Source organism: Ensifer sp. ENS10 (genome assembly GCF_014852025.1).
Taxonomy (GTDB): domain Bacteria; phylum Pseudomonadota; class Alphaproteobacteria; order Rhizobiales; family Rhizobiaceae; genus Ensifer.
On record NZ_JACVAS010000001.1, the window covers coordinates 1,230,399 to 1,254,966 of the forward strand.

Consider the following 24,568-nt stretch of genomic DNA (forward strand, 5'->3'; position numbering starts at 1 on the left):
AATGAGCGTCTGGCGGCCGTCAGAAGTCCATTCCAGCACCAGACGGCGGCGTCGGTCCGTTCTTTTTCGGTTTTTCGGCGATCATGGCCTCGGTCGTCACCAGCAGGCCGGCGACGGAAGCCGCATCCTGCAGCGCCGCGCGCACGACCTTTGCGGGGTCGATGACACCCATGCGGAACAGATCGCCGTACTCTCCGGTCTGGGCGTTCCAGCCGTGGGCAAAGTCACTGTTCTCCCGCAGCTTTCCAACGATCACCGAACCTTCAGCGCCAGCATTCTCGGCGATCTGGCGCGCCGGCGCCTCGAGCGCCCGCCGAACGATCTCGATGCCGACGCGCTGATCGTCATTGGCGGCCTTGAGCCCGTCGAGCGCGTGGACGACCCTCAGCAGCGCGACGCCGCCGCCGGGCAGAATGCCTTCCTCTACCGCGGCTCGCGTCGCATGCAGGGCATCGTCGACCCGGTCCTTCTTTTCCTTCACTTCGACTTCGGTCGAGCCGCCAACCCGGATCACCGCAACGCCGCCGGCGAGTTTGGCGAGCCGTTCCTGCAGCTTTTCCCGATCATAGTCGGAGGTCGTTTCCTCGATCTGTGCCTTGATCTGGCTGACACGTCCGCCGATATCCGCCTTCGTTCCGGCGCCATCGACGATCGTGGTGTTTTCCTTCTCGACCATCACCCGCTTGGCGTGCCCGAGCGTGTCGAGCGTCACGTTTTCAAGCTTGATGCCGAGATCCTCGGAAATGACCGTGCCGCCCGTCAGGATGGCGATGTCCTCGAGGATGGCCTTGCGCCGATCTCCAAACCCGGGGGCCTTGACGGCTGCGATCTTGAGACCGCCGCGCAGCTTGTTGACGACGAGCGTGGCAAGCGCTTCGCCCTCCACATCCTCGGCGATGATCAGCAAGGGACGGCTCGCCTGGATGACCGATTCGAGAATCGGGATCATGGCCTGGAGGTTGGAGAGTTTCTTCTCGTGGATGAGAATGTACGGGTCCTCAAATTCGACGCGCATCTTCTCCTGGTCGGTAATGAAATAGGGGGAGAGATAGCCGCGGTCGAACTGCATGCCCTCGACGATCTCAAGTTCGATCTCGGCGGTCTTGGCCTCCTCGACGGTGATCACACCCTCGTTGCCGACGCGCTCCATCGCCTGTGCTAGATAGTTGCCGATTTCCTTGTCGCCGTTGGCGGAGATCGTGCCGACTTGGGCGATTTCCTCGTTGTTGGAAATCTTGCGGGCATGGATCTTCAGTTGTGCCACGATCGCCTCGACGGCGAGGTCGATGCCGCGCTTGAGGTCCATCGGGTTCATACCCGATGCGATTGCCTTGACGCCTTCCCGGACTATCGCTTGAGCAAGCACCGTGGCCGTCGTCGTTCCGTCGCCGGCAACATCGCTGGTGCGTGACGCCACCATGCGCAGCATCTGCGCCCCCATGTTCTCGAACTTGTCTTCGAGCTCGATCTCCTTGGCAACCGAGACGCCATCCTTGGTGACACGCGGCGCACCGAAGGCCTTGTCGATCACCACGTTCCGCCCCTTCGGGCCGAGCGTCACCTTCACGGCATCGGCGAGGATATCGACGCCACGCAGCATACGGTCGCGGGCATCGCTACTGAACTTGACTTCCTTGGCTGCCATCGTTGACCTCCCTCAACACAAAATACGTGGCCTGATGCTCCCGCCGCCCGCCGCGCGGGGGCAACCTTGCATGCAATCAAAAATCACTAGCGCAGCCTCGCCGCCTGATCGGCTAGGTCGCGAAGTCCCGTTCCTCGTCATTGTCCGGCGTCAGGATATCGATCAACGCCGCAACCCGGCCAGCCGGCAAGTGGCGGCCTTCGCCGATCAGCGCCTCGTCGTTGTTGACCCAAGCAATGGCCTCGGCGAGTTCGCCGGCCGTGGCCCCCGTCGCCAGCAACTCGGCCATCAGTGTCTCGTCGACCGGGCCAAGGATAGCGGTGATATCCGCATGCTTCAGTCCCATGGGCTCCTCCTTCCGTTTTATCGGTCAGGAATGCGGGGACCTCGGATCCCCGCCCAATGTAAATAGGCCGGGGTCTGAAGGCATCAAGCGCTGATCATATCATGGAAGCCAAGTGGGCGGAAAACCATGAGGCGTCATTCCGGCCGAAGCGCGTTGTCCAGGAAATACCATTGGTCGAGATGCGCGCGAACGACGGGCTCGATCGCATCGTTCAACAGCAGCATATCTTTCACGAGGCGTGCATTCGGCTCATCGGAAGCCGGAAGCCGGAGGGGCTCCAGCGCCTGGCATTCGAAACGGAAACCGTCGGTGCGCAAGCCGTACCAGGGGCAGATCGTGGCACCCGTCATGCGCGCCAGGCGGATGGCAAGCGCGAGATTGCCTTCCTGATGAGGTTTGCGATCGAAGAACGGTCCGCGGATCATGCCGCCAAAGCCTTCGTCGCAGAACATACTGACGACGCCGCCGCTCTTCAGGATCTTGATCGCCGGTCGGATTCCTTCCATGCCCGGCGGCAGAAACCGCAATCCGGCCTTGCTGCGGACGCGCTCGGCGATCCATGCTTTGGCACGGCTCTTGGGTGGTACGTAGAAGGCATGAGGCTGGAGACCGAGACTGCGGAACGCGATCGTCCCAACTTCCCAATTTCCGAGATGAAGCCCGACGAGGACGACGGGGCCGTCTTTCGCCACGTCGCGGATCGGAGCAAGGCCATCGGTCCGCAACCTCTCGCCATGCCGCTGCAACCTGTTGATGACGGAAAATTCTGTCATCAGCCGTCCCTGGGCCTGGCAGTTTTCGAGGAACAAGGCTTCCTGTTCCTCGGGGCTCAGGTCCGGACGCAGATGTTTGATCGTATCCCGGGCGCGCTGCGTGGCGATCTTGTGAAAGCGCGGCACCACGAAAAGGCCGAGTGCGGCCCCCAGGCGTGAGCATGCATCCATCGGCAGAAGCTTCATGCCGAAATGGGCAGTGAGATTGGCAAGGTTCCACAGATTGTCGGTAATCCAATAGCGCCGGAAGGCCCGGGACCGGTCACCGCCTGCCAATGCGTCCCCAAGACGCGGCGGTTGCTCCTCAGCGAAAGTCCAGGCCTTGCGCTTGGCAATCGGTCCCCTGACGCCAGGATTATCCGGCGCCATGCGACGTGCCTTCTCGCCTGTGTAAAGTGACCGGAAGCCCGCCCTTCGGTCTGAGGGTCAGCCGGCAGATCGGCTCGACCGCGTGGCGTTCGCGCAGGCGAACCCGGTAGCGCTGAGCGATGATCGCCAGGCAGAGGATCGCTTCCGTCAGGCCGAAATGCAGGCCCGGGCAGACGCGGGGGCCGCTGGCGAAGGGAATGAAGCTGTAGGGCGTCGGGCGACGGCCTTCGGTGAACCGCTCCGGATGGAAGTGGTGTGGGTCTTCGAACAGACTTTCCGTGCGGTGCAAGAGCCATGGCACGATCAGGACGAGCGAGCCCGGCTCGGCGGCAACGTCGCCGATCATGTCCGCCTCGCGCGTCTGTCGCGCCAGGATCGGAACCGGCGGGTAAAGGCGAAGCGTTTCTTCAATGACGGCCCGGCACCATTCGAGCTGCGGCACGTCGTCGATCGTCGGCGTCCGGTCGCCGCAGACCCTGGCGATCTCGTCGTGCACGGCCTTCTCGATCCAGCCTGCTTTCGAAAGCAGATACCAGGTCCAGGTAAGTGTGGCTGCCGTCGTCTCGTGACCGGCCATGAAGATGGTCGCGGCTTCGTTGCGCAAGGCGACGAGGTCGAGCTTCAGCTCCGGATTTCGCTGCTGCCGCCGGATGAGCAGTTCGACCATCGAATTGTGGTCGCCGCGGCCGGCAAGGTGATCCTCCACCACCTTGTCGATGGTCCCATGGATGCGCTTGACCGAGCGGCGCAGGCTCGGTGTGCGCAGGACGGGCAAGCCGTCGTCGAAGCCGAGGAAATAGCCGATGTTGATGGAATCGACCAGCGACTGGTAGCTGGTGAAGCCCTCGGTCACGGCAGCCGCACTGTCGTCTCCGAGTTGGTTGCCGAAGACGCTGCGTGCGATGATCTCGGCGGTCAGGCCCGCCATTTCGTGCAGGGCGTTGACCTCGGCACCGTCGGGCATCTGGTTCCAGCGCTCGACCAGTTCGCTGGTTGTCTTCTCCATGACAGGACCGAAGGACGGCACTCTCTTGGCGTGGACGATGTCGGCCACCAGCGGCCGGCGTTGCTTCCAGGTGTCTCCATCCGAGATGAACAACCCGTCGCCGAGCAGAAACTCGAGCGCCCGGCGCATCTGCGGGCTCTTGCGCTCGAAGTTCTCGTGTCGCTTGACGACCACTTGTCGGATCAGATCGGGCGAGTTGACGACGATGATCTGCCGGCCGAGGATCCGGGTCTGCGAGACGTTTTCGGTATAGTCGCTGGCGCGCCAGATCGACAGGAAATCCGTCCGCGCCTGAAGCAGGAGCCGTAGCGGCTTACCTGGCGGACCCGAATAGTAATCGGCACGGACGGGGGCGAATTTCCCCTCCAGCAATTCTTCCCTGAAATTTACAGATTGCTGGAGCCAGGCGAGCATTTACGTCCGATCTGCCGTAATATGAAGATGATATTCAGGCGTATATTTGTATTTCTTACACAGAGTCCGAGAATTCCTCGTCGAGGCTGAAATGCTCTCAAGTTCACGGAACGTCGAATTCTCGGCCGCCTGAGTGTGGCATGCACGATTTTGATGAAAAACGCTATCGCCCGGCGGTGAAATTTTCTTGGCGCCATGAACGACGTTCGGAGAGAGTAACGGCCACTGCAACCGAAGCGCGCGCCTTCAAGACGTACGGTGCCGACCGTTCGCATGGCCGCAAGTAGAAACAGCCCTTGTCCTGTGGAGGGCCGGCGGGTGCAAAATACAGATCTGCTGAATGAAGCTGGACCAGAGGTCCTGTGGGCTACGGCAAATCAGGTAGGCTGAGCCGCTAAAGTTTGCGCGCCCGGTGGGCGCGCAAAGCTCGTGGTAAGGTCGGTTGCTCCGGGCGGAGCAAGCGGAGCGATCAGTCGTTCGCGGTCACCTTGACGCCGAGCACCGACGGAATGGTGTTCGGTGCGCCCATGGCAGCGCCCATGATCATCGGGAACGGAACCGGCTTTTCCGGTGCCGCGCTGATCGTCAGGCTCTTCGGTCCATCGAGATAGGCGTTGACGGCGGCCGACACCTGGTTCTGCAGTTCTGGCACATTGAGCTGCGCCATCATGATCGGCACCAGGCCCTTCAGCGACTGAGCCATCTGCTCACCCGAAACGCCCTGCTGCGAACCGGCATAGTCCAGCGCCTTCTTGGTGATCGAGGCATCGTCGAAGCGGACTTCGGCGCTGTTGAAGGTCAACTGCTGCATCAGGCCCATCATGGCAAGGCCCATGGCTTGGTTCGCCTCTTCCTTGTTCGGATTGGCCTCGGCGGCCTTCATCGCTTCCTGCATGGATTTCACGAAGGCAAGCGTGTAGCCGGAAATGTCCAGGGCAAAGTTCAGCCGGCCGACGTTCTTGAAGTCGAGGGCATATTCTTCGAGTGCGACATTGCCGCTTTCGACCTCCCAGCTGCCTTTCATCGTCAAGGCGCCGTCGATCGTGGTGAGGCCGAGCTTTTCGATCGCCTCCTTGGTCTTGGCGTCCTCGACGGTCGACAGGTCGGCCTTGATGCCCGAGGCGGTCGCGTCGAAGTCGAAGCCGGCGTCATTTTCCTGGCGTGCCAGGTTCGCTTCGGTGCTTTCGAGCGAGAAGACTTCCTTGCCCTTGGCGTTGAGAGCGATCGGGCCGGTGCTGGCGCTTTCGTAGAGAAGAATGTCGTTGATCGTTCCACCGTTGGCATTGGCGGGGATCGTCAGGCCGGAAAGCAGGATGTCCTTGACCGAAATGCTTCCCTCGTCCTGGCTGACATTGACGTCAGGGAACGACACGGTTTCGGCGTAGTAGCCGCCACCTTCGGTTTCCTCGACACCTTCGAAGGTCAGATCACCGATCTTCAGGCTCGTCGGTTCGCCCGGCTGGCTGGCGACCTTCAGCTGCACGCCGGTCACCGTCACCTTGTCGCCGTCCACTTCGGCCTTGTCATAGGTGATGGAGGTGCCGTTCGCGTTCGTTGCCGCGTCGAGCTTCTTCATCAGGTCCGCGCCGTCGAGTGCGAGGGCCGGGCTGGTAAGCGTGAGGAGCGCGGCGCTCGCCATCATCAGGCGGATCTTGCGCGTGTGCATCATTGTCGAGTTCCTTCGTAAAATCTTTGATTGTGTAACTGTTTCGAAGATGAGGCGTGGCTAATCTGGTTTGTCTCCGCAGAGGGCGTCAACTGGGAGCGAACGGCAACATCCGGAAGTTTTCGGCGGCCAGTTCGTGTCTTGCAATCCCCCTCACAAATCGTCCAAATCAACTACAGCCGAAGCTATTACGAAACAGGGCGAAATTATATTCGCTTGGCCAAACCGCACATGTTCCTGGTCGGGCATGCTTTCCGGGATGTTACCAAGCGCTCGCCTCCGACGCATAGCCGTCCGACCGTTACACGAACATTGCGCCGGAGCAAGCGGATCGCTTCACGCGCCAACTGTTGGCGGGTAAGGGGTTCTCCACAATCGCATCCCCTGAAAACCTTGCTGTTCCGGGTTTGTTGCGCTAGCAAGGTCCCATGGGACAAAGCCTTAATCCCCCGTCAGGCGGGGACGACAATATTCAGCCGGTTGACCTCAAGGCGGCGCTGGAAGAGCGTTATCTTGCCTATGCCTTGTCGACCATCATGCACCGCGCGCTTCCGGACGTCCGCGACGGGTTGAAGCCCGTGCATCGCCGTATCGTGCATGCGATGAGCGAAATGGGCCTCAGACCCAACTCGTCGTTCAAGAAATGCGCCCGCATCGTCGGCGACGTCATGGGTAAGTTCCACCCGCACGGCGACGCCTCGATCTACGACGCGCTTGTGCGCCTGTCCCAGGAATTTGCAATCCGCTACCCGCTCGTCGACGGCCAGGGCAACTTCGGCAACATCGATGGCGATAACGCCGCGGCGATGCGATACACCGAAGCGAAGATGACGGACGTCTGTTCGCTCCTTCTCGACGGGATCGACCAGGACGCGGTGGATTTCCGCCCCACCTACAACGAGGAAGACCAGGAGCCGACCGTGCTCCCTGGGGCCTTCCCGAACCTGCTCGCAAACGGCGCAACCGGCATCGCGGTCGGCATGGCGACCTCGATCCCGCCGCACAACGCGCATGAACTGTGCGACGCGGCGCTGCACCTCATCCGCCATCCGCAAGCGACCGTCGAAGATCTGCTTTACGATCCGGCCAATCCGCAGAAGGGCGGCATCGAGGGGCCAGACTTTCCGACCGGTGGGGTGATCGTCGAAAGCCGCGAAAGCATGGCCGAATCCTACCGCACCGGCCGTGGCGGTTTTCGTGTCCGCGCCCGCTGGGCCCAGGAGGATCTCGGCCGTGGCGGTTATCAGATCGTCGTCACCGAGATTCCCTATCAGGTTCAGAAGTCGCGCCTGATCGAAAAGATTGCCGAGCTTCTGGTTGCGCGCAAGCTGCCGCTGCTCGAAGACATTCGCGACGAATCCGCGGAAGACGTTCGCATCGTTCTCGTGCCGAAGAGCCGCTCGGTCGATGCCGGCATCCTGATGGAGTCGCTGTTCAAGCTGACCGAACTTGAGAGCCGCATCTCGCTGAACATGAACGTGCTGTCCATGGGGCGCGTGCCGCGGGTCATGGCGCTCAACGAGGTGCTATCGGAATGGCTGGCGCATCGCCGCGAGGTGTTGCAGCGCCGGTCCCGCCATCGCCTGGCGGCGATCGATCGCCGGCTCGAAATCCTCGCCGGCTATCTCGTCGCCTATCTGAACATCGACGAAGTCATTCGCATCATCCGCGAAGAAGACGAGCCGAAGCCGGTCATGATGGAGCGGTTCTCGCTCACTGATCTGCAGGCCGAGTCGATCCTCAACATGCGCCTGCGCTCCTTGCGCCGGCTCGAAGAGTTCGAGATCCGCACCGAATTCGACGCCCTGTCGAAGGAGAAGGCCGAGATCGAAGCGCTGCTCGCTTCGGAGGAGAAGCAGTGGCAGACCGTCGCCTGGGAGATCGGCGAGGTCAAAAAGAAGTTTGCCAAGGCAACCGAGATCGGCAAACGCCGCAGCACCTTCGCGGATGCACCGGAGGCCGACGTCGAGGCGATCCAGCAGGCGATGATCGAGAAGGAACCGATCACCGTCGTCATCTCGGAAAAGGGCTGGATCCGGGCGCTGAAGGGCCACATCTCCGACACGTCGTCGCTCCAGTTCAAGGAGGGGGACGCGCTCAAGGTGGCGTTCCCGGCGCAGACGACCGACAAGATCCTGGTCTTCACGACCGGCGGAAAGGTCTACACGCTCGGCGGCGACAAGCTGCCTGGCGGTCGCGGCCATGGCGAGCCGCTGCGCATCATCGTCGACATGGAGAACGACCAGGACGTCCTGACCGCCTTCGTCCACGATCCGGCGCGCAAGCTCATCGTCTCGTCGGCTGCCGGCAACGGTTTCGTCGTGACGGAAAGCGATATCGTCGCCAACACCCGCAAGGGCAAGCAGGTGATGAACGTCTCCATGCCGGACGAAACCAAGCTGGTCGTGCCGGTCAAGGGTGATCACGTTGCCGTCGTTGGCGAGAACCGCAAGATGCTCGTCTTCCCGCTCGTCCAGATCCCCGAGATGGCGCGCGGCAAGGGCGTCCGGCTGCAGCGTTACAAGGATGGCGGCATCTCCGATATTCGCTGCTTCACGATCGCAGAAGGGCTCATCTGGGAAGACAGCGCTGGCCGCGTCTTTACCAAGACGAAGGATGAGCTGATCGAATGGCAGGCCGATCGCGCATCGGCCGGTCGCGTCGTTCCGAAGGGCTTCCCGCGCAGCGGAAAGTTCAGCGGCTGACCACAAAATACCAGTCGTGCGGCCGATGAGCCGCATGGCTGGTGTCCCAATCCGGGGCATTGAATTCGCGCATTAAGGTATTGGAAATACAGTCGAACTCGAGCGAAAAGCGGCGCTTGTATGTGCCGGCGTATCGTGGATGACTGCCCATCCAACAGGATGGATACGATGCCGAACGCCAATGCCCTCGACGAAATTCTCCTGGCGCTCGCCAGCCCGGTACGCCGGCGGATCTTCGAGATCCTCTTTGCCGGTGAGGCGCGTGTCGCCGATATCGCCTCGGCCGTTGCGGTGCGAGGCGAAGAATTGGAGAAGCACATCGCACTCCTCGATGCAGCGGGCCTCATCACGCGCCTGCGGCGCCGCGAAGGCGAATCCCTAAGCGGAAATCCGGCGCCTTTGAGCGAGGCGGCCACCTGGATCAACACCAACCGCGAGCTTTGGGCGATGCGTGTGCGGATGCCGGAAACCCGGCTGGCCTCCGGCGCGCCGGAGCCTGTACCCGAGCGGACGCCGATTCGCGACCGCCGCAGCGAAACCGAACAGAAGTCGCGCCGCCCCCGGCCGACCGGTCCTCGCCGTGAAAATTGATCGATAGCGCTACTCGGCGCAGGCCACCGCGGACCTCAGCGCTCTGCTGCGCATCTGCCAGAGCGAATGGCCGATGAGCGCGAAGATCAGGATCGCACCACCCATCAAGGTCTGCGTCGTCGGGGTTTCGGCAAAGACCAGCCAGACCCAGATCGGCGCCAGGATCGTTTCCAGCAGGTAGAACATGCCCACTTCCGGCGCCGAGAGGTAACGCGGTCCCGTCGCCAGGCAGAAAAAGGCGAGCGGGATCATCACGAGACCGTTGAAGAAGATATAGCCGGGTTCCGCAATCGTGAATCCCGAAGGGGACAGCATCAACAGAGCGACCGCTGCCGGGAAGATCGCCGTGACCAGCGGCACCAGCGCCATGTCGCGCTTGCTTGCGCGGCTGATCGTGATCGCGCTGGCAAGCAGGAAGGCGGAGGATGCTGCCATCGCATCGCCGAAGAGGTGGCCGCTTTCCAACCCGTCCTGAACGATCAATCCGACGCCGAACACCATGATCAACATCGTCACGAGCGTGGCGTTCGATGGTCGTTCCTTCAGGAAGATCCAGGACAAAATGGCGGCAAACATCGAGGTGAAGGCGAGGATGAAGACCACATTCGCCGTCGAAGTGTTGAAGACGGCGAGCAGGAACGTGCAGGAATTGATGCCGTAGAACAGGCCGACGACGAGCCCGGTCTTGCCCGGCAACAGTGAAATCTTCCGGCCGAACACGCGGTTGATCACGAACCAGGCGCCGAGCGCGATCACGAACGTCGACAGGCTGCGCACCGCGAGCAGCGACCAGACGTCGCCACCGGCGGAACGGATGAGCGGGATATCGAAGGAAAGGGCAAGGCCACCGAGGCCGGTGATGGCAAGGCCGCGCCGGTGCATCACGGCATCAGAAGATGAACTCAATGTCTAACCCGTTTTCGTAGGAGCGGCTTCCAAGGTGGCGTCTCCGCCTTCATAGCGTTCCCAGCCACGGGCCATAAGGTGTTCTTGCGGCAAAAATTTTGTTTTGTACCCCATCTTCCGCGATCCCTTGACCCAATAGCCAAGATAGACGTGGGGAAGGCCGCGCTCGCGGGCGCGACGAATGTGGTCGAGAATCATGAAAGTGCCGAGCGAGCGGTCCTCTCGCGCAGGGTCGAAGTAGGAGTAGACCATCGAAAGACCGTCGCCCATGCGATCGGTCAGCGCTGCTGCGATGAGCGGCCCGCGTGCTTTCTCGCTGATGCCGTCGCCTTCGACCCGCAGGCGATACTCGATGATCTTCGTGTGCACGTGCGTATCTTCGACCATCATTGCGTAGTCGAGCACCGACATGTCCGACATGCCGCCCTTCTGATGCCGGCGGTCGAGATAGCGGCGGAAGAGATTGTACTGTTCGCTGGAAGGCTCAGCCGGATACTCCGCCGAGATCACATCCTGATTGGTGGCAAGCACCCGGCGCATGGAGCGCGTGGGCTTGAACTCGTTGGCAAGAATGCGCACCGAAATGCAGGCGCGACAGGTCTCGCAGGCTGGGCGGTAGGCGATGTTCTGCGACCGGCGGAAGCCGCCCTGTGTCAGGAGATCGTTGAGTTCCGGCGCACGTTCGCCCACCATGTGGGTGAAGACTTTTCGCTCCATCTCGTTCGGCAGATAAGGGCAGGCTGCCGGCGCAGTCAGGTAGAATTGCGGAGACGGTGTGGTCTGTGTGTTCATCGAGTGCGGAGGTCACTCTGCGCGCGGTTGTTCATGACAATAGCATGGCGGAAGAATGGAAAACGTCAACTCACTCGTTTGCAGCTTCCGCCTCCTCCGTCCAGTTATTTTAGCGTTGCCGACAATGGGCCGCGTTCCGGTCAGTACATGTCGCGGCGGACCGTGACGGTGCCAATCAGGAGGTCGTGCAGCAGGCGGCTGCGGTCGGTAAAGAGGCCGATCAGCAGGATCAGCGGCGTCAGCAGAGCGTTGGCGATCCAGAAGATGACGAGGTGGACGATGGCGGTCAGGAAGTCCATCGGGCGCCCGTCTGTGCGGGCAATTGCCAGCCCCATCATGCGCATGCCGGGGGAGGCCTGTTCGCGGCCGCCAACCGTGAGGCCGAAATAGAGCATGGCGACGATCGCAAAGAGCGCCGGGTAAAGCATAAAGCCGAGGCCGAGCGTCAGGATGCCCAGGAAAAAGACGACGACCGCCGCCGGGATCCACAGAACCGCGATGATGGCGTAATCGAGCAGGAAGGCAAAGATGCGTCGCGACAGCACGCCCTGATAGGCGCGCCAGTCATTGCTCGGCAGCCTCAGGTCTTCGTTGTGCATGGTCATCCGTCTAAGCCTCGCTTGGTTGAATGCAGGATATGGGATGGTGATGCCTGCAAAACAAGGATTGGAGGCTCACCACAGCGCCGCGCGTCTTATCAGACGCGCAAAGGTCGCTGTAGAATTTTGATTTCCTGCAACAGAAGCCTGCGCTTAACGGCCTTTGGCAAGGATACGAGCCACCTCGACGGCGAAATAGCTGAGGATACCGTCGCAGCCGGCGCGTTTGAAGGCGAGCAGCGTTTCCAGCATCACCTTCTCGCCGTCGATCCAGCCGTTGGCGGCGGCGGCTTTGACCTGCGAGTATTCGCCGGAGACTTGGTAGGCAAAGACGGGCAGGCCGAAGGCCTCCTTCATGCGCCAGCAGATGTCGAGATAGGGCAGGCCCGGTTTCACCATCAGCATGTCGGCGCCTTCCTCGACGTCGAGGGCAGCATCGCGGATCGCTTCGGTGCCGTTGGCCGGGTCGATGTAATAGGTCTTCTTGTCGCCCTTCAAAAGGCCGCCGGTGCCGATCGCCTCGCGATAGGGGCCGTAGAACCCGGACGCGAACTTTGTCGCATAGGACATGATGCCGACATTCTGGTGCCCGGCGGCATCGAGCGCCTGGCGGATCGCGCCGATGCGGCCATCCATCATGTCGGAGGGGGCGATGATGTCGGAGCCGGCATCCGCCTGGGCGACCGCCGCCCTTGCGATCATCTCGACGGTTTCGTCGTTGACGATCTCGCCGTTGCGAAGGATGCCGTCATGGCCGTGGCTGGTGAAGGGATCGAGAGCGACGTCGGTGATGATGCCGATCTCGGGCACCGCTTTCTTGAAGGCCCGCGTCGCCTGATTGATCAGGTTGTCGGCAGCAAGGCTGTTGGAGCCGGTCTCGTCGCGCAGCCCCATGTCGATGTTCGGGAAGGTCGCAATCGCCGGAATGCCGAGATCGGCCGCTTCCTTGACCGCTTCCACCGCCTTGTCGATGCTCATGCGGTTGACGCCGGGCATCGCCTCGATCGGCTGGACGATGTTGCTGCCCGGCACGATGAAGATCGGCCAGATCAGATCGTCGACGGTCAGGCGGTTTTCCTGCACCAGTCGCCGCGTCCAGTCGGCCTTGCGGTTGCGGCGCATGCGGCGGTGGCCGGTGATCCTGTCCACAAGATTCGTCCTGTCGTTCATCGCGCCCACGCCTTTCCGGTCAAAATCATCGTTAGCCAAGCGCTTTATCATGGGGGGGCGGCAATTGGGAACCGCGCGCCGGGTGAACGAACTGCGGCATTTCTTCTCTTCAAAAAGATAGCTGCAGGAGAGGGGAAACTGCGATCCCGCTGGCGGATGAGGAAGAGCCGCCCTATCTTGCCGGCCATGCTTCATGATTCTGCCCATGTGCTGAAACCATCGCTGACCGAGATCCTCTTCGGTATCTTCCTGCGTCTGGTCTCTGCCTCGTGCATCTGGTTCGCACTTAACTACTGGGCCATGCTGATCGGCTTTTCCCATGGTGGCGCCGGGCGCTTCGATCTGTTGTCGCCGGAGTGGCGCGCGGCTGCGACGGCGCTCGCCGTCGTCTATCCCGTTGCGGCGCTCGGCCTCTGGTTGCTCGTCTCCTGGGGCCCTGTGGTCTGGGTGGTCGCAGCGGCGATCGAGATCGCCATGTATGAGTTCTATCCGGTGAGTTTCGGCGCCCGTCCTTTGCTGGTCGTGCTGCATGTGGCGGTTGCCGTCACCTTCGTTCTTTTCCGGGCGGCACTCGTCTTTCAGCGCTGGCGGCAGGCCAAGCAGGTAAGAGTTGATTCACCCTGAGACAGGCTCGTCAAATGGCAAGCTCTTGTTAAGGCTGCGGTTTAAGTAGAATTTTAGACGTATTCGATAGGGTCTCACTCAAGGCGGGCAGACAAACTGACACCGCCAAACAAAACAGTGAGGCAGTCAAATGAACACGAAGATGAAGCCGCAGGCGGCTCAGCCCCGAGACCCTCAGGAAGAAACCATCCGCGGTCTCTACATGGAATCCCTCCACCTCGTCGAGCGTCTGCACCGCCGTCTGCTCGACGTCATCAAGGACGAATTCGACCGTGAAGGTCGCAGCGACGTCAACGCCGTTCAGGCCCTGTTGCTCTTCAACATCGGCAACTCGGAACTGACCGCCGGCGAACTTCGCTCCCGCGGCTACTACCTCGGCTCGAACGTCTCCTATAACGTCAAGAAGCTCGTCGACCTTGGCCTGATCAACCACCAGCGCTCTCGCGTCGACCGCCGCTCGGTTCGTATCAGCCTGACGGAAGACGGCCAGGAAATCGCCGAAACCGTCGCCAAGCTCTACGAGCGCCACATCGGCTCGATCCAGAAGGTCGGCGGTATCGGTTCGGACGAGTTCACCCAGATGAACAAGCTCCTGCAGCGCCTCGATCGCTTCTGGAACGACTCGATCATGTACCGCCTGTAATCCAGGCCCTGCATAACTTTGTCCTTAGATCGAAGCGATCTAAGGACAAAGTTATGCAGAAACTCAATGTGGTACAGCGACCTTTGCGCGTCTGAATAGACGCGCGCCGCTGTAGAACCTCCAGTTCAAAGGTCGGGCGCAATCCCTGCGTGTCCGACCTTTGCCATTTGCCGGCTTCTCATCCTGTTGCGGAAAAGCCGCACCGCTTCGGCACGCCATTCCTGCGTTCGGCCGGCTTTCCAAACGGAAAGTATTAGAAAATCAAAATGTTGCCGCCTGCAGCTCGTCCGCCGGCTTATCCGTTGCGGCGAAAAGCAAAAGGCGTGCCATGTCGCCGTTCAACCTGTCCGAGACACGAATTGGCCATATTGCTGTGACAGCGACGACGACATGCGGTAGGTGCGGCCACGTGTTTTCTTGAGCGTGGATTCGTTTCGCGTTTCGCCTGCCGGATGAGGGTCCTCACTCGCGGTATCGTGAAATCTTGTGAGGGCAGGGTGGCTCGTTGGTTGACCTTTGTTAACCACGATCGTGTTAGGGCTCCGGCAACGTGCGTGCCAGCGCATAGGGCGCGTGCCAACGCATTGGGATGGTAGGAATATGTCGAAAAAGAATGGAATTGATGCATTCTCGCGCCGCGCCTTTCTGCGCTCGGCAGCAACCTTCGGCGCCGTGGCAGTTGCCGGCGCGGCAAGCGCACAGGACGCCCTGAACGAGATCATCAATTCGCCACGCCGCGGCTCCTGGGACGACCAGTACGACGCCAAGGCATCGCGCACCGCGACGACGGTCGTTTCGAACACGCCGGTCTTCGGCCCGGAAACGATCGCCCACGTGCAGCAGGCAATCTTCGACTACCAGAACATCGTTTCGCAAGGCGGCTGGCCGATGGTCCAGACCAGCGTCAAGCTCGAGCTCGGCGTCACGGATCCGTCGGTGCAGCAGCTTCGCCAGCGCCTGATGGTCTCCGGTGACCTGCCGCAGTCGGCAGGCGTCTCCTCGTCCTTCGATTCCTACGTCGAAGGCGCGGTCAAGCGCTTCCAGGCTCGCCATGGCCTCCCGGCTGATGGCGTCATCGGCGAATACACGCTGAAGGCGATCAACGTCGACGCCAACACCCGCCTCGGCCAGCTCCAGACCAACCTCGTTCGCCTGCAGTCGATGTCCGGCGATCTTGGCCGCCGCTACGTGATGGTCAACATTCCGGCCGCCTATATCGAAGCGGTCGAGAACGGCCGCGTGGCGCTGCGCCATACGGCGATCGTCGGCAAGATCGACCGCCAGTCGCCGATCCTCAACTCGAAGATCTACGAGGTCATCCTCAACCCCTATTGGACCGCGCCGCGCTCGATCATCCAGAAGGATATCATGCCGCTGATGCGCAAGGACCCGACCTATCTCGCACGCAACTCGATCCGTCTGTTCGACGGCAGTGGCGGCGAAGTGTCGCCGGAAACGGTCGATTGGAACGCCGAGAAGGCGCCGAACCTGATGTTCCGCCAGGACCCGGGCAAGATCAACGCGATGTCGTCGACGAAGATCAACTTCCACAACGAGCATCAGGTCTACATGCACGATACCCCGCAGCAGGGTCTGTTCAACAAGCTGATGCGTTTCGAGTCTTCCGGCTGCGTTCGCGTGCAGAACGTGCGCGATCTTTCGACCTGGTTGCTGAAGGATACGCCCGGCTGGTCGCGCCAGCAGATCGAGGCGACCATCAAGACCGGCGTCAACACGCCGATCACGCTCGCCGAGGAAGTGCCCGTGTTCTTCACCTACATCACGGCCTGGTCCGCAAAGGATGGCGTGGTGCAGTTCCGCGATGATATCTACCAGCGCGACGGTGCCACCGAGCTGGCGCTGCAGTCGCCCTATGGCGTCGAGCAGTCGCCCGGCTCGGTCGATCAGGACGCGCTGCCGCAATAAGCGAATTTGCGACACGGAATTCCTAAAGCCGCGCTTCCCCTGGGAGCGCGGCTTTTTCACGCGTCAGCCGCCGCGATATTTCGGCGCGGCAGATGGGGGAAATGACGCAAACCGCACAGCAGATATTGCTCTCGCCGTGCGAGGAAGCTAAAGAACTGCCACCCTTGAGAGGAGCCTCGCGCCGATGCTTGAACAGACCAATGACGCCTTCTTCACCCGTTCTCTGGCCGACAGCGATCCGGACATCTTTGGTGCGATCGAGAAGGAGCTGGGTCGTCAGCGCCACGAGATCGAGCTGATCGCCTCCGAGAACATCGTTTCCCGCGCCGTGCTCGAAGCCCAGGGCTCGATCATGACCAACAAATATGCCGAGGGTTACCCGGGCAAGCGCTACTACGGCGGCTGCCAGTTCGTCGATATCGCCGAGGAACTGGCGATCGAACGCGCCAAGAAGCTCTTCGGCGTCAACTTCGCCAACGTTCAGCCGAACTCCGGTTCGCAGATGAACCAGGCCGTGTTCCTGGCGCTCTTGCAGCCGGGCGACACCTTCATGGGCCTCGACCTCAACTCGGGCGGTCACCTGACGCACGGTTCGCCGGTCAACATGTCCGGCAAGTGGTTCAACGTCGTTTCCTACGGTGTGCGTGAAGACGACCACCTGCTCGACATGGACAACGTTGCCGAGCAGGCGCGCAAGCACAAGCCGAAGCTGATCATTGCCGGTGGCACCGCCTATTCGCGCATCTGGGACTGGAAGCGCTTCCGCGAGATCGCCGACGAAGTCGGCGCCTGGCTGATGGTTGACATGGCGCACATCGCCGGTCTCGTTGCCGGTGGCCAGCATCCGTCGCCGTTCCCGCATTGCCACGTCGCCACCACGACGACGCACAAGTCGCTGCGCGGCCCGCGCGGCGGCATGGTCCTGACCAACGACGAAGATGTCGCCAAGAAGATCAACTCGGCCGTCTTCCCGGGTCTCCAGGGCGGCCCGCTGATGCACGTCATCGCCGCCAAGGCTGTTGCTCTCGGCGAAGCGCTGCATCCGTCGTTCAAGGACTATGCGGCCCAGATCGTCAAGAACGCCCGCACACTCGCCGAAACGCTGAAGGCCAACGGCCTGGACATCGTCTCCGGCGGCACCGACAACCACCTGATGCTCGTCGACCTGCGCAAGAAGAACGCAACCGGCAAGCGCGCGGAAGCCGCCCTCGGCCGTGCGTTCATCACCTGCAACAAGAACGGCATCCCGTTCGACCCTGAAAAGCCGTTCGTCACCTCGGGCGTCCGTCTCGGCACGCCGGCCGGTACCACCCGCGGCTTCAAGGAAGCCGAGTTCAAGGAAATCGGCGAGCTGATCGTCGAGGTCCTCGACGGCCTGAAGGTCGCCAACTCCGACGAAGGCAATGCTGCCGTCGAGGCCGGCGTTCGCGAAAAGGTCCTCAAGCTGACCGACCGCTTCCCGATGTACGGCTACATGTGATCGGTCGCTCATGCGCTGCCCCTATTGCGGTTCTGAAGACAGTCAGGTGAAGGATTCCCGTCCTGCAGAGGACGGGAACGCCATTCGCCGCCGCCGGATTTGTCCGGATTGCGGAGGTCGTTTCACGACCTTCGAACGGGTGCAGTTGCGTGAACTGATGATCATCAAGAAGACCGGTCGGAAGGTTCCTTTCGACCGGGATAAACTTTTGCGGTCGTTCGAGATCGCGCTCAGGAAGCGCCCGGTCGATCGCGACCGCATCGAGCGGGCGGTCTCCGGCATCGTTCGGCGCCTCGAAAGCTCCGGCGAGACCGAGATCCCCTCGGAGGAAATCGGCCTGCAGGTGCTCGAGGCCCTGAAGAGCCTCGATGACGTTGCCTTCGTGCGCTACGCTTCGGTCTATCGCGATTTCTCGCATGCCGAGGATTTCGAGAAGGTCATCACCGAGATCAGCGCCAAGATCGCGCGCGATCCGGGCGAATAGGCGAAAGCTGGATAGAGCCATGGCAGGACCCACCCGTGAAGACGAGAGGTTCATGGCCGCGGCGCTGAGGCTGGCCCGCCATCATCTCGGACAGACTTCCACCAATCCCTCCGTCGCCTGCCTGATCGTCAAGGAAGGCGTCATCGTCGGCCGCGCCGTGACGGCGCGAAGCGGTCGTCCGCATGCGGAAACCCAGGCGCTGGCAGAGGCCGGAGAGACGGCGAGGGGCGCGACCGCCTATGTGACGCTGGAGCCCTGCTCGCATCACGGCAAGACGCCGCCTTGCGCCGACGCCCTTGTCGCATCCGGCGTTGCCCGCGTGGTGATCTCGATCCTCGATCCGGATGAGCGTGTCGCCGGGCGCGGCGTCGTGCGCCTGCGCGATGCCGGCATCATCGTCGATATCGGCGTTCTCGCTGAAGAGGGGCAGCACGCACTCGAAGCCTATCTCATGCGCCAGGTAAGCCGGCGGCCCTATGTGATTCTCAAGCTTGCTGTTTCCGCCGACGGCATGATCGGCCGTAAGGGGGCAGGGCAGGTCCGCATCACCAATCCCATCTCCCGCGGGCAGGTGCAAATGCTGAGAGCCGAGACGGACGCGATCCTCGTCGGGATCGGCACGGCGACGGCCGACGACCCGGAATTGACCGTGCGGCTACCCGGGCTCGAAAATCGCTCGCCGCTGCGCATCGTCCTCGACCGCCGGCTCGACCTGCCGCTTTCCTCGAAACTGGTGCGAACGGCGCGGGATGTTCCGGTGATCGTGGTCTCCAGTGACGGATCCGGCGGTCCGGACGCGGATGTCGATGACGGCCGGGCCGCACGCAAGGCGGCCCTGGAGGCCGCCGGCGTTGAGGTGCTCGAAGCCGGTTCGATTGCGGACCTTCTGACGGCCCTCGCCTCGCGCGGCATCTCCTCGCTGATGGTCGAAGGTGGAGCGGTCGCGGCGCGCGCCTTTCTCGATGCGGCCCTCGTCGACCGTATTCAGCTTTACACCGGGCCTGGGACGATTGGCGAAAACGGCATTGCATCCCCATTTGACCGTAAGTCCGTGCCGACCGGCTTCACGCGTGTCGCCGAAGCGCGCTACGGAGAGGATCTGTTCGAGGAATACGAAAGAGAAAACTGATGTTCACAGGCATTGTTACCGACATCGGCACCGTCGATGCCGTCACCCCGCTCAAGGAAGGCATCAAGCTGCGTGTTGCCACGAGCTATGATCCGAGGACCATCGACATGGGCGCCTCCATCGCCCATTCCGGTGTGTGTCTGACGGTGACCGCCCTGCCTGAAGCCGGCAGCAACGAGCGCTGGTTCGAGGTCGAGGCCTGGGAAGAAGCGCTGCGGCTGACGACGATTGCGGGCTGGACAAAGGGCACGCGGATCAACCTCGAGCGGTCACTGAAGATTGGCGACGAGCTCGGCGGCCACCTGGTCTCCGGTCATATCGATGACAAGGCGGAAATCCTCTCGGTGGAGTCGGAGGGCGACGCGGTGCGCTTTCGCCTGCGGGCACCTGAGCATCTGGCAAAGTTCGTGGCTCCCAAGGGCTCTGTCGCGCTCGACGGTACGTCGCTGACGGTCAACAAGGTCGATGGCGTCGAATTCGACGTGCTCTTGATCCGCCATTCGCTGGAGGTCACCACCTGGGGCGAACGCAAGGCGGGTGATTTCGTCAACTTTGAAGTCGACACCATGGCCCGTTACGCGGCGCGCCTGGCCGAGTTCCCGGCACCCAAACCGGCATGAGCGAAGTCTGAGATTCTTTGCCGAATATGTCTCAAAAAAAGCAAACCGGCCCCGATTGGGGGCGGTGGCGTTTTGAGAGGGCGGTTGCGGCTCAGCGCAGATAGAAGATCAGGCTGCCATCGGCCGCCTGTTCAGCGCCGGCGATGTTGTTCATCTCGACGTTCGGGCCCTTCAGCTTGGCCGCGAGCGGCTTGTTGGCGTGGACCGCAGCGTGCAAGGCCGAGATTTGCTTCGGCGTCGCTTCGTTGATCCAGGTCCGTGTCTGGCTCGTTTCCTTGAGCGTATCGACGTCAACGATGTTGAAGTGGTTGCCCTTGAAGTGGCGTACTGTCTGGTCGATATGCGCCGGCCAGTTCATCGCAGCGCCTGCCGCGTAGGAGATGCCGCCGAAGGAAAGGGCGGAGAGAGCAGCGATGACGGAAAGCTTGGCTATGCGGTTCATGGTCATGCTCCTTGGTTGCTTGCGACATCGCGACCGCCGGGCGCCGACCCGAACGGGTGACCCTTGTGGGCCTTGGAGACCGGTCACCATCTCGTGCCGCAGCGGCCAGCAGAGGTCGATTGCGGGTTGGGTCACCCGCATTGAGACGTGCTGGACGGTTTCGACTGATTGGGGCGGCGTTTCCTCGGCTTGGGGCGGGGGCGCGTCGTGCCAACGCCTAGAAAGCTGGCCCGGAATCTGGCCGTTTCCGCGGCGTAAAGGTCTGGAAAACAATTAAAAATTGTTCATGTTTCGGCGTGCGCACGCAACTTGTGCGTCGTCGTTGCCTTCTGATGGCGCTCGAACATGATCACGTGGTTGCCATGATAGGTCGTCCGCCAGAATTCCTTGAAGCCATGCTTCTCCGCAACCCGGATTGAGGCACGGTTGCCGACATCGATGATGCAGGTTTTGCGGAGCGTGGGGAACTGGTGATCGGCCCATTTCAGCGCCGCACTGACCGCTTCTGTCGCAAGCCCCTGGCCATGGGCCTTTGGTGAAAGCGCCCATCCGGTCTCCATCGTGCCTTCAAGCGAGGGCGTGATGGCGCGATGTACATCGTGAAACCCGGCTTCGCCGAGGAATGCTCCCGTTTCCCGATCCTGAATGGCAAAGAAGCCAAAGCCGAAATAGTGCCACATGCCCACCTGGCGCAGGAACCGCGTCCAGGATTGTTCACGCGTAAAAGGAACCCCACCGACATAGCGGATCACCTCGGCATCGCCGAACAGCGCTGCGTAGGAGGGAAAGTCGTCACGGCGATAGGGGCGCAGGATGAGGCGGTCTGTCTCGATGATAGGCACGCTATGCATGTTCGATCCTATGCTGTGGTGAACTCAGGCGCCCGGCTCGCCGTCCCAATAGTCGACAGTGTCTTCCGGTCTGCCGATGAAGCGGAATCGCCTCTGGCCATCAGCACTGCGCGTCTTGGCGAGGAACTTGCCCGAGTCCGGGTACTCGCAGATCTCGGTGGCCGCCATGGTCGAAATAGACAAGTATTTGAGCGCCACGCTGCCAGTGTTGATCAGGTGATGCGCCGTTTCCGGCCCGCCTGCAGGCGCGCCAAGAATGTCGCCCGGCCCAACCGCATGGCGCTCGTTGCCGAAGCGATACGTGCCTTCGCCTTCGAGGATGATGAAAAGCTCCTCCTCGACGTGGTGATTGTGGAACGGGCAGCCGGACTTGCCCGGCGGCACTTCGCCGTAGCCGATGCCGAGATCCTTAAGGCCCAGCAACGCGCCGAAGGAAGCGTCGCTCGATTCGAACCCTTCGCCTTTCGTCCAATGGTCGAGGTTGAGGGTCTTCGGATTGACGATCGGTTTTCGCGTTTCCGTCATGTCTATCTCCCTGACGCCGTGCATTTCGCAAGAAGCATCCACGGTCCGTTCCTATCCGTGTCGCGCGATCGAGGGAACGTCAACCGACAAGCGTCGAAATTGATAAACGTTACGTTGCTTATGCCTCGATTTTGCAATCCTATGACGGTAAATGCGGCGGCGGAGCGCGCTGTGTCGAGTAGAGCGAGGCGGGCATCTCGTAGCCGAAATCCGGTGCGAGCCCATCCATATCGAAGACGACCGCTCGAGGGGCACGGGGGAGGCGGATCGTTGATGGGGTCTCAAGCATGCGGATGCCTCGTTCAATTCCTGCCTGGTACCTGAACTTGCTGTTCCGCGTGGCAAACCGCAAGCAACCATGCGATTGTGTTCGAAGCCCGAACGGCAAGGATAGCCCTTCGGGCTTGGTATTCTGCCGCTGTTCGGCGCAGCAAAAGGCCGTTTGCGGCGGAATTTGCTTGCCATTCGGCGCCGGGCATGGTTTGACCGCCGCCTGCCGGTCGCAACCGGCGACGAACTCTCAAAGACAGGTGATCCATGGCAGAGACCACGGCAGCCCACATTCTGATTGTGGAAGCGCGTTTCTATGACGATATGGCCGATGCATTGCTCGACGGCGCCAAACATGCGCTGGACGCAGCCGGGGCCACCTATGATATCGTAACGGTCCCGGGCGCGCTCGAAATCCCGCCGGCGATCGCCATGGCACTCGACGGTGCTGACGAAGGCGGTACGGAATATGACGGCTTCGTCGCGCTCGGCATGGTCATTCGCGGCGAGACCTATCATTTCGATATCGTCGCGAACGAATCTTCGCGGGCCATCATGGATCTCGCCGTGAGCGAAAGCCTCGCCATCGGCAACGGCATCCTGACGGTCGAGAATGACGACCAGGCCTGGGCACGCGCCCGCCGGTCGGAAGGTGACAAGGGTGGCTTTGCTGCGCGTGCGGCGCTCACCATGATTGAATTGAAGAAGAAACTGGGCACGGAAAAGTGACGAAGACACCCTCGGATCAGCCGCTGAAGCAGGTCAACCAGCGCGGCGCCGCGCGCCTTGCCGCGGTGCAGGCGCTCTATCAGATGGACATTGGCGGCACCGGCGTGCTCGAAGTGGTTGCCGAGTACGAAGCCCATCGCCTCGGCCAGGACGTCGACGGCGACACCTATCTGAAGGCTGACGCCTCCTGGTTCCGCTCGATCGTCGCCGGCGTCGTGCGCGACCAGCGCAAGCTCGATCCGTTGATCGGTTCGGCGCTTCAGGACGACTGGGCACTGTCGCGGCTCGATTCTACCGTGCGCGCCATCCTGCGTGCCGGCACCTTCGAAATGCTGGAACGCAAGGACGTGCCGGTTCCGGTAATCGTCACCGAGTATGTCGAGATCGCCAAGGCCTTCTTCGAGGATGACGAGCCGAAGCTGGTCAATGCCGTTCTCGATCGTATTGCCAAGCAGGTTCGTAGCGAGTTCAGGAAGTAGAGTTTATGGTTGCGGTTGCTGCGGATGACATGGGGGCCACCCTTCGCGAAGCGCGCCGCAACGTTTTCCATCTGACTGCCGCGCAGGCCATCCTCGGCGTCGTCGGACCGATCTGCTTCTCCATCGGCGGTGTCGCCGGCTACCAGTTGCTCGCGGAAGACAAGTCGCTGGCAACAGCACCTCTGACCGCCTTCAACGTCGGCATGGCGCTTGGGGTCGTGCTGGTCGCGATGCTCTCGCGCCTGATCGGCCGCCGGTTTGCCTTCATGACCGGGACCGGGGTCGCTGCCGCAGGCGCGGCGCTCGCCGCCGTCGCGCTGTTCCGCGAAAGCTTCTGGCTCTTCGCCTTTGCTCTCGCGATGCTCGGCTCGTCGAACGGCTTCACCCAAAAGCTGCGTTTCGCCGCCGCCGATGCTTCCCCGTCGTTCTACAAACCCAAGGCGATCTCGCTGATCCTTGGCGGCGGTATCGTTTCGGCCGTGCTCGGCCCGCAGATCGTCATCTTTGCCGGAGACCTGTTTGCGCCCGTCGCCTTTGCCGGCGCTTTCGTCGTGCTGCTGCCGATCTGCCTGCTCGCGGCGTTCTTCTTCGCACCCCTGCGGTTGCCCGAACCGGGTGCGATGGTCAAAGATCACCACCATGAGGCCGTGCGTCCTCTCGGCGCGATCGTACGCAGCCAGCGCTTCGCCACCGGCATGGTCTGCGGCATCTCCAGCTATGCACTGATGACCTTCATGATGACCGGTGCTCCCGTCGAGATGGTGGTGGGCTGCGGGTTTTCGACCGAGCTCGCGACGCTCGGCATCCAGTGGCATGTGCTGGCGATGTTCGCCCCGAGCTTCTTCACCGGCTGGCTGATCAGCCGCTTCGGCGCCGAGCGTATCGTCGGCTGCGGCCTGCTTCTCCTGATGGCCTGTGCGACTGTGGCGCATATGGGCATCGAACTCTGGAACTTCTGGGGTGCGCTGGTGCTGCTCGGCCTCGGCTGGAATTTCGGCTTCATCGGCTCGACGGCGATCGTCGCCAGCAGTTACCGTCCGCAGGAGGCCGACAAGGTCCAGGCCTTCCACGACATCATCCTCTTCACCACCGTGGCGCTGTCGTCCTTTGCCTCAGGCAAAGTGCTGTCCGCCTATGGATGGGACATGCTGAACGCGGTCGTGTGGCCGGTCACCATCGTCTGCTTGGTACTTCTGCTGCTCCTGAAGCGCACACCGCGGAACGCTGCCGCCTAACTCCATTCTCCTGACACCTCAAAGCGGCCGGAGCGCCTTCTCACTGGCGTTTTCCGGGGCTTGACGATCTCCCGTTGCAACCGCACTCTGGCCGCGCCGTGGGGGGTGCTGCTTGAGGAGGTGGCGCGTGATTCGCGGTTTTGAGGGGC

At 61.8% G+C, this 24,568-nt stretch carries 24 protein-coding genes; 12 read left to right on the forward strand and 12 right to left on the reverse strand.

The window, feature by feature from the left end:
• Window positions 1–19: 19 nt before the first annotated feature.
• The 5 genes from groL to IB265_RS05970 all read right to left on the reverse strand — a co-directional run bounded on the left by groL (window position 20) and on the right by IB265_RS05970 (window position 6,222).
• Window positions 20–1,645 (reverse strand): chaperonin GroEL, encoded by a 1,626-nt coding sequence (gene groL, locus IB265_RS05950; protein WP_057252609.1) that lies wholly within the window; start codon window positions 1,643–1,645, stop codon window positions 20–22.
• Window positions 1,646–1,757: 112 nt separating this feature from the next.
• Window positions 1,758–1,991 carry a hypothetical protein gene (locus IB265_RS05955; protein WP_057252607.1) on the reverse strand — a complete coding sequence of 78 codons (234 nt, stop codon included), beginning with the start codon at window positions 1,989–1,991 and terminating at the stop codon, window positions 1,758–1,760.
• A gap of 134 nt (window positions 1,992–2,125) precedes the next feature.
• Window positions 2,126–3,133, reverse strand: coding sequence for a lysophospholipid acyltransferase family protein (locus tag IB265_RS05960; RefSeq protein WP_057252605.1), 1,008 nt, complete (start codon window positions 3,131–3,133; stop codon window positions 2,126–2,128).
• A complete protein-coding gene (locus tag IB265_RS05965) occupies window positions 3,120–4,553 on the reverse strand; it encodes a cytochrome P450 (RefSeq protein WP_110878177.1) in 1,434 nt (477 codons plus the stop codon). The genes IB265_RS05960 and IB265_RS05965 overlap by 14 nt, the downstream gene beginning before the upstream one ends.
• Window positions 4,554–5,022: 469 nt before the next feature.
• Window positions 5,023–6,222: a hypothetical protein gene (locus IB265_RS05970; protein ID WP_057252601.1), complete on the reverse strand. Its 1,200-nt coding sequence runs from the start codon at window positions 6,220–6,222 to the stop codon at window positions 5,023–5,025.
• A 425-nt stretch (window positions 6,223–6,647) separates the two neighbouring features.
• On the opposite strand from IB265_RS05970, the gene parC reads away from it, so the two are divergent.
• Together parC and IB265_RS05980 are read left to right on the forward strand one after the other, a co-directional pair.
• Window positions 6,648–8,924, forward strand: a complete 2,277-nt coding sequence (gene parC, locus IB265_RS05975) for a DNA topoisomerase IV subunit A (RefSeq protein ID WP_057252599.1) — start codon at window positions 6,648–6,650, stop codon at window positions 8,922–8,924.
• Between the two features lie 168 nt (window positions 8,925–9,092).
• Complete coding sequence (locus IB265_RS05980; protein ID WP_309140258.1) at window positions 9,093–9,515, forward strand: helix-turn-helix domain-containing protein; 423 nt, start codon at window positions 9,093–9,095, stop codon at window positions 9,513–9,515.
• Window positions 9,516–9,524: 9 nt separating this feature from the next.
• Here the strand turns inward: IB265_RS05980 and IB265_RS05985 are convergent, their stop codons facing one another.
• From IB265_RS05985 to hemB, 4 genes are all read right to left on the reverse strand, one after another.
• Window positions 9,525–10,421 (reverse strand): DMT family transporter, encoded by an 897-nt coding sequence (locus IB265_RS05985; protein ID WP_057252597.1) that lies wholly within the window; start codon window positions 10,419–10,421, stop codon window positions 9,525–9,527.
• Between the two features lie 3 nt (window positions 10,422–10,424).
• Entirely contained in the window at window positions 10,425–11,213 is a 789-nt protein-coding gene (locus tag IB265_RS05990) for an arginyltransferase (RefSeq protein WP_057252595.1), read from the reverse strand.
• Between the two features lie 140 nt (window positions 11,214–11,353).
• Entirely contained in the window at window positions 11,354–11,818 is a 465-nt protein-coding gene (locus tag IB265_RS05995) for an RDD family protein (protein WP_057252593.1), read from the reverse strand.
• Window positions 11,819–11,965: 147 nt separating this feature from the next.
• On the reverse strand, window positions 11,966–12,982 hold the full coding sequence (hemB, locus tag IB265_RS06000) for a porphobilinogen synthase (protein WP_057252591.1): 1,017 nt from the start codon (window positions 12,980–12,982) through the stop codon (window positions 11,966–11,968).
• Between the two features lie 186 nt (window positions 12,983–13,168).
• Here hemB and IB265_RS06005 point away from each other — a divergent pair, with 186 nt between their 5' ends.
• The 7 genes from IB265_RS06005 to IB265_RS06035 all read left to right on the forward strand — a co-directional run bounded on the left by IB265_RS06005 (window position 13,169) and on the right by IB265_RS06035 (window position 19,888).
• Window positions 13,169–13,606 (forward strand): DUF6163 family protein, encoded by a 438-nt coding sequence (locus IB265_RS06005; RefSeq protein ID WP_057252589.1) that lies wholly within the window; start codon window positions 13,169–13,171, stop codon window positions 13,604–13,606.
• Between the two features lie 130 nt (window positions 13,607–13,736).
• On the forward strand, window positions 13,737–14,249 hold the full coding sequence (gene ldtR / locus IB265_RS06010) for a transcriptional regulator LdtR (RefSeq protein WP_057252587.1): 513 nt from the start codon (window positions 13,737–13,739) through the stop codon (window positions 14,247–14,249).
• A gap of 600 nt (window positions 14,250–14,849) precedes the next feature.
• Window positions 14,850–16,175, forward strand: a complete 1,326-nt coding sequence (locus tag IB265_RS06015; protein WP_057252585.1) for a murein L,D-transpeptidase — start codon at window positions 14,850–14,852, stop codon at window positions 16,173–16,175.
• 184 nt (window positions 16,176–16,359) lie between these two features.
• On the forward strand, window positions 16,360–17,655 hold the full coding sequence (gene glyA, locus IB265_RS06020) for a serine hydroxymethyltransferase (RefSeq protein WP_057252583.1): 1,296 nt from the start codon (window positions 16,360–16,362) through the stop codon (window positions 17,653–17,655).
• Window positions 17,656–17,665: 10 nt separating this feature from the next.
• Window positions 17,666–18,139, forward strand: coding sequence for a transcriptional regulator NrdR (nrdR, locus tag IB265_RS06025; protein ID WP_034803756.1), 474 nt, complete (start codon window positions 17,666–17,668; stop codon window positions 18,137–18,139).
• A gap of 19 nt (window positions 18,140–18,158) precedes the next feature.
• Window positions 18,159–19,268 (forward strand): bifunctional diaminohydroxyphosphoribosylaminopyrimidine deaminase/5-amino-6-(5-phosphoribosylamino)uracil reductase RibD, encoded by a 1,110-nt coding sequence (gene ribD / locus IB265_RS06030; RefSeq protein WP_192494659.1) that lies wholly within the window; start codon window positions 18,159–18,161, stop codon window positions 19,266–19,268.
• Window positions 19,268–19,888, forward strand: a complete 621-nt coding sequence (locus tag IB265_RS06035) for a riboflavin synthase (protein ID WP_057252579.1) — start codon at window positions 19,268–19,270, stop codon at window positions 19,886–19,888. Before ribD ends, IB265_RS06035 begins: the two co-directional genes overlap by 1 nt.
• A gap of 91 nt (window positions 19,889–19,979) precedes the next feature.
• On the opposite strand, the gene IB265_RS06040 is transcribed toward IB265_RS06035, so the two are convergent.
• From IB265_RS06040 to IB265_RS06050, 3 genes are all read right to left on the reverse strand, one after another.
• Entirely contained in the window at window positions 19,980–20,330 is a 351-nt protein-coding gene (locus IB265_RS06040) for a hypothetical protein (RefSeq protein ID WP_057252576.1), read from the reverse strand.
• A gap of 284 nt (window positions 20,331–20,614) precedes the next feature.
• Window positions 20,615–21,181 carry a GNAT family N-acetyltransferase gene (locus IB265_RS06045; RefSeq protein ID WP_057252574.1) on the reverse strand — a complete coding sequence of 189 codons (567 nt, stop codon included), beginning with the start codon at window positions 21,179–21,181 and terminating at the stop codon, window positions 20,615–20,617.
• A 24-nt stretch (window positions 21,182–21,205) separates the two neighbouring features.
• The gene (locus tag IB265_RS06050) at window positions 21,206–21,706 is read right to left on the reverse strand and encodes a cupin domain-containing protein (protein ID WP_057252572.1); all 501 of its coding nucleotides are present in this window, start codon (window positions 21,704–21,706) and stop codon (window positions 21,206–21,208) included.
• A gap of 537 nt (window positions 21,707–22,243) precedes the next feature.
• On the opposite strand from IB265_RS06050, the gene ribH reads away from it, so the two are divergent.
• Genes ribH through IB265_RS06065 form a run of 3 tightly spaced genes read left to right on the forward strand, consistent with a single transcriptional unit; the run spans window position 22,244 to window position 24,419 of the window.
• Window positions 22,244–22,705, forward strand: a complete 462-nt coding sequence (gene ribH, locus IB265_RS06055; RefSeq protein ID WP_034803742.1) for a 6,7-dimethyl-8-ribityllumazine synthase — start codon at window positions 22,244–22,246, stop codon at window positions 22,703–22,705.
• Complete coding sequence (gene nusB, locus IB265_RS06060) at window positions 22,702–23,184, forward strand: transcription antitermination factor NusB (RefSeq protein WP_113398386.1); 483 nt, start codon at window positions 22,702–22,704, stop codon at window positions 23,182–23,184. Before ribH ends, nusB begins: the two co-directional genes overlap by 4 nt.
• 5 nt (window positions 23,185–23,189) lie before the next feature.
• The gene (locus IB265_RS06065; RefSeq protein ID WP_246805867.1) at window positions 23,190–24,419 is read left to right on the forward strand and encodes an MFS transporter; all 1,230 of its coding nucleotides are present in this window, start codon (window positions 23,190–23,192) and stop codon (window positions 24,417–24,419) included.
• The last annotated feature ends 149 nt before the right edge of the window (window positions 24,420–24,568 follow it).

Coding starts and splice junctions, on each gene's coding strand:
- IB265_RS06065 (WP_246805867.1), top strand. CDS start 23,190: ATGGTTGCGGTTGCTGCGGATGACATGGGGGCCACCCTTCGCGAAGCG.
- IB265_RS05995 (WP_057252593.1), bottom strand. CDS start 11,818: ATGACCATGCACAACGAAGACCTGAGGCTGCCGAGCAATGACTGGCGC.
- IB265_RS05970 (WP_057252601.1), bottom strand. CDS start 6,222: ATGATGCACACGCGCAAGATCCGCCTGATGATGGCGAGCGCCGCGCTC.
- ldtR (WP_057252587.1), top strand. CDS start 13,737: ATGAACACGAAGATGAAGCCGCAGGCGGCTCAGCCCCGAGACCCTCAG.
- ribH (WP_034803742.1), top strand. CDS start 22,244: ATGGCAGAGACCACGGCAGCCCACATTCTGATTGTGGAAGCGCGTTTC.
- nrdR (WP_034803756.1), top strand. CDS start 17,666: ATGCGCTGCCCCTATTGCGGTTCTGAAGACAGTCAGGTGAAGGATTCC.
- hemB (WP_057252591.1), bottom strand. CDS start 12,982: ATGAACGACAGGACGAATCTTGTGGACAGGATCACCGGCCACCGCCGC.
- IB265_RS06050 (WP_057252572.1), bottom strand. CDS start 21,706: ATGACGGAAACGCGAAAACCGATCGTCAATCCGAAGACCCTCAACCTC.
- parC (WP_057252599.1), top strand. CDS start 6,648: ATGGGACAAAGCCTTAATCCCCCGTCAGGCGGGGACGACAATATTCAG.
- IB265_RS05960 (WP_057252605.1), bottom strand. CDS start 3,133: ATGGCGCCGGATAATCCTGGCGTCAGGGGACCGATTGCCAAGCGCAAG.
- IB265_RS05965 (WP_110878177.1), bottom strand. CDS start 4,553: ATGCTCGCCTGGCTCCAGCAATCTGTAAATTTCAGGGAAGAATTGCTG.
- ribD (WP_192494659.1), top strand. CDS start 18,159: ATGGCAGGACCCACCCGTGAAGACGAGAGGTTCATGGCCGCGGCGCTG.
- IB265_RS06045 (WP_057252574.1), bottom strand. CDS start 21,181: ATGCATAGCGTGCCTATCATCGAGACAGACCGCCTCATCCTGCGCCCC.
- IB265_RS05990 (WP_057252595.1), bottom strand. CDS start 11,213: ATGAACACACAGACCACACCGTCTCCGCAATTCTACCTGACTGCGCCG.
- IB265_RS05980 (WP_309140258.1), top strand. CDS start 9,093: ATGCCGAACGCCAATGCCCTCGACGAAATTCTCCTGGCGCTCGCCAGC.
- glyA (WP_057252583.1), top strand. CDS start 16,360: ATGCTTGAACAGACCAATGACGCCTTCTTCACCCGTTCTCTGGCCGAC.
- IB265_RS06015 (WP_057252585.1), top strand. CDS start 14,850: ATGTCGAAAAAGAATGGAATTGATGCATTCTCGCGCCGCGCCTTTCTG.
- IB265_RS06005 (WP_057252589.1), top strand. CDS start 13,169: ATGCTTCATGATTCTGCCCATGTGCTGAAACCATCGCTGACCGAGATC.
- groL (WP_057252609.1), bottom strand. CDS start 1,645: ATGGCAGCCAAGGAAGTCAAGTTCAGTAGCGATGCCCGCGACCGTATG.
- IB265_RS06035 (WP_057252579.1), top strand. CDS start 19,268: ATGTTCACAGGCATTGTTACCGACATCGGCACCGTCGATGCCGTCACC.
- IB265_RS06040 (WP_057252576.1), bottom strand. CDS start 20,330: ATGAACCGCATAGCCAAGCTTTCCGTCATCGCTGCTCTCTCCGCCCTT.
- IB265_RS05955 (WP_057252607.1), bottom strand. CDS start 1,991: ATGGGACTGAAGCATGCGGATATCACCGCTATCCTTGGCCCGGTCGAC.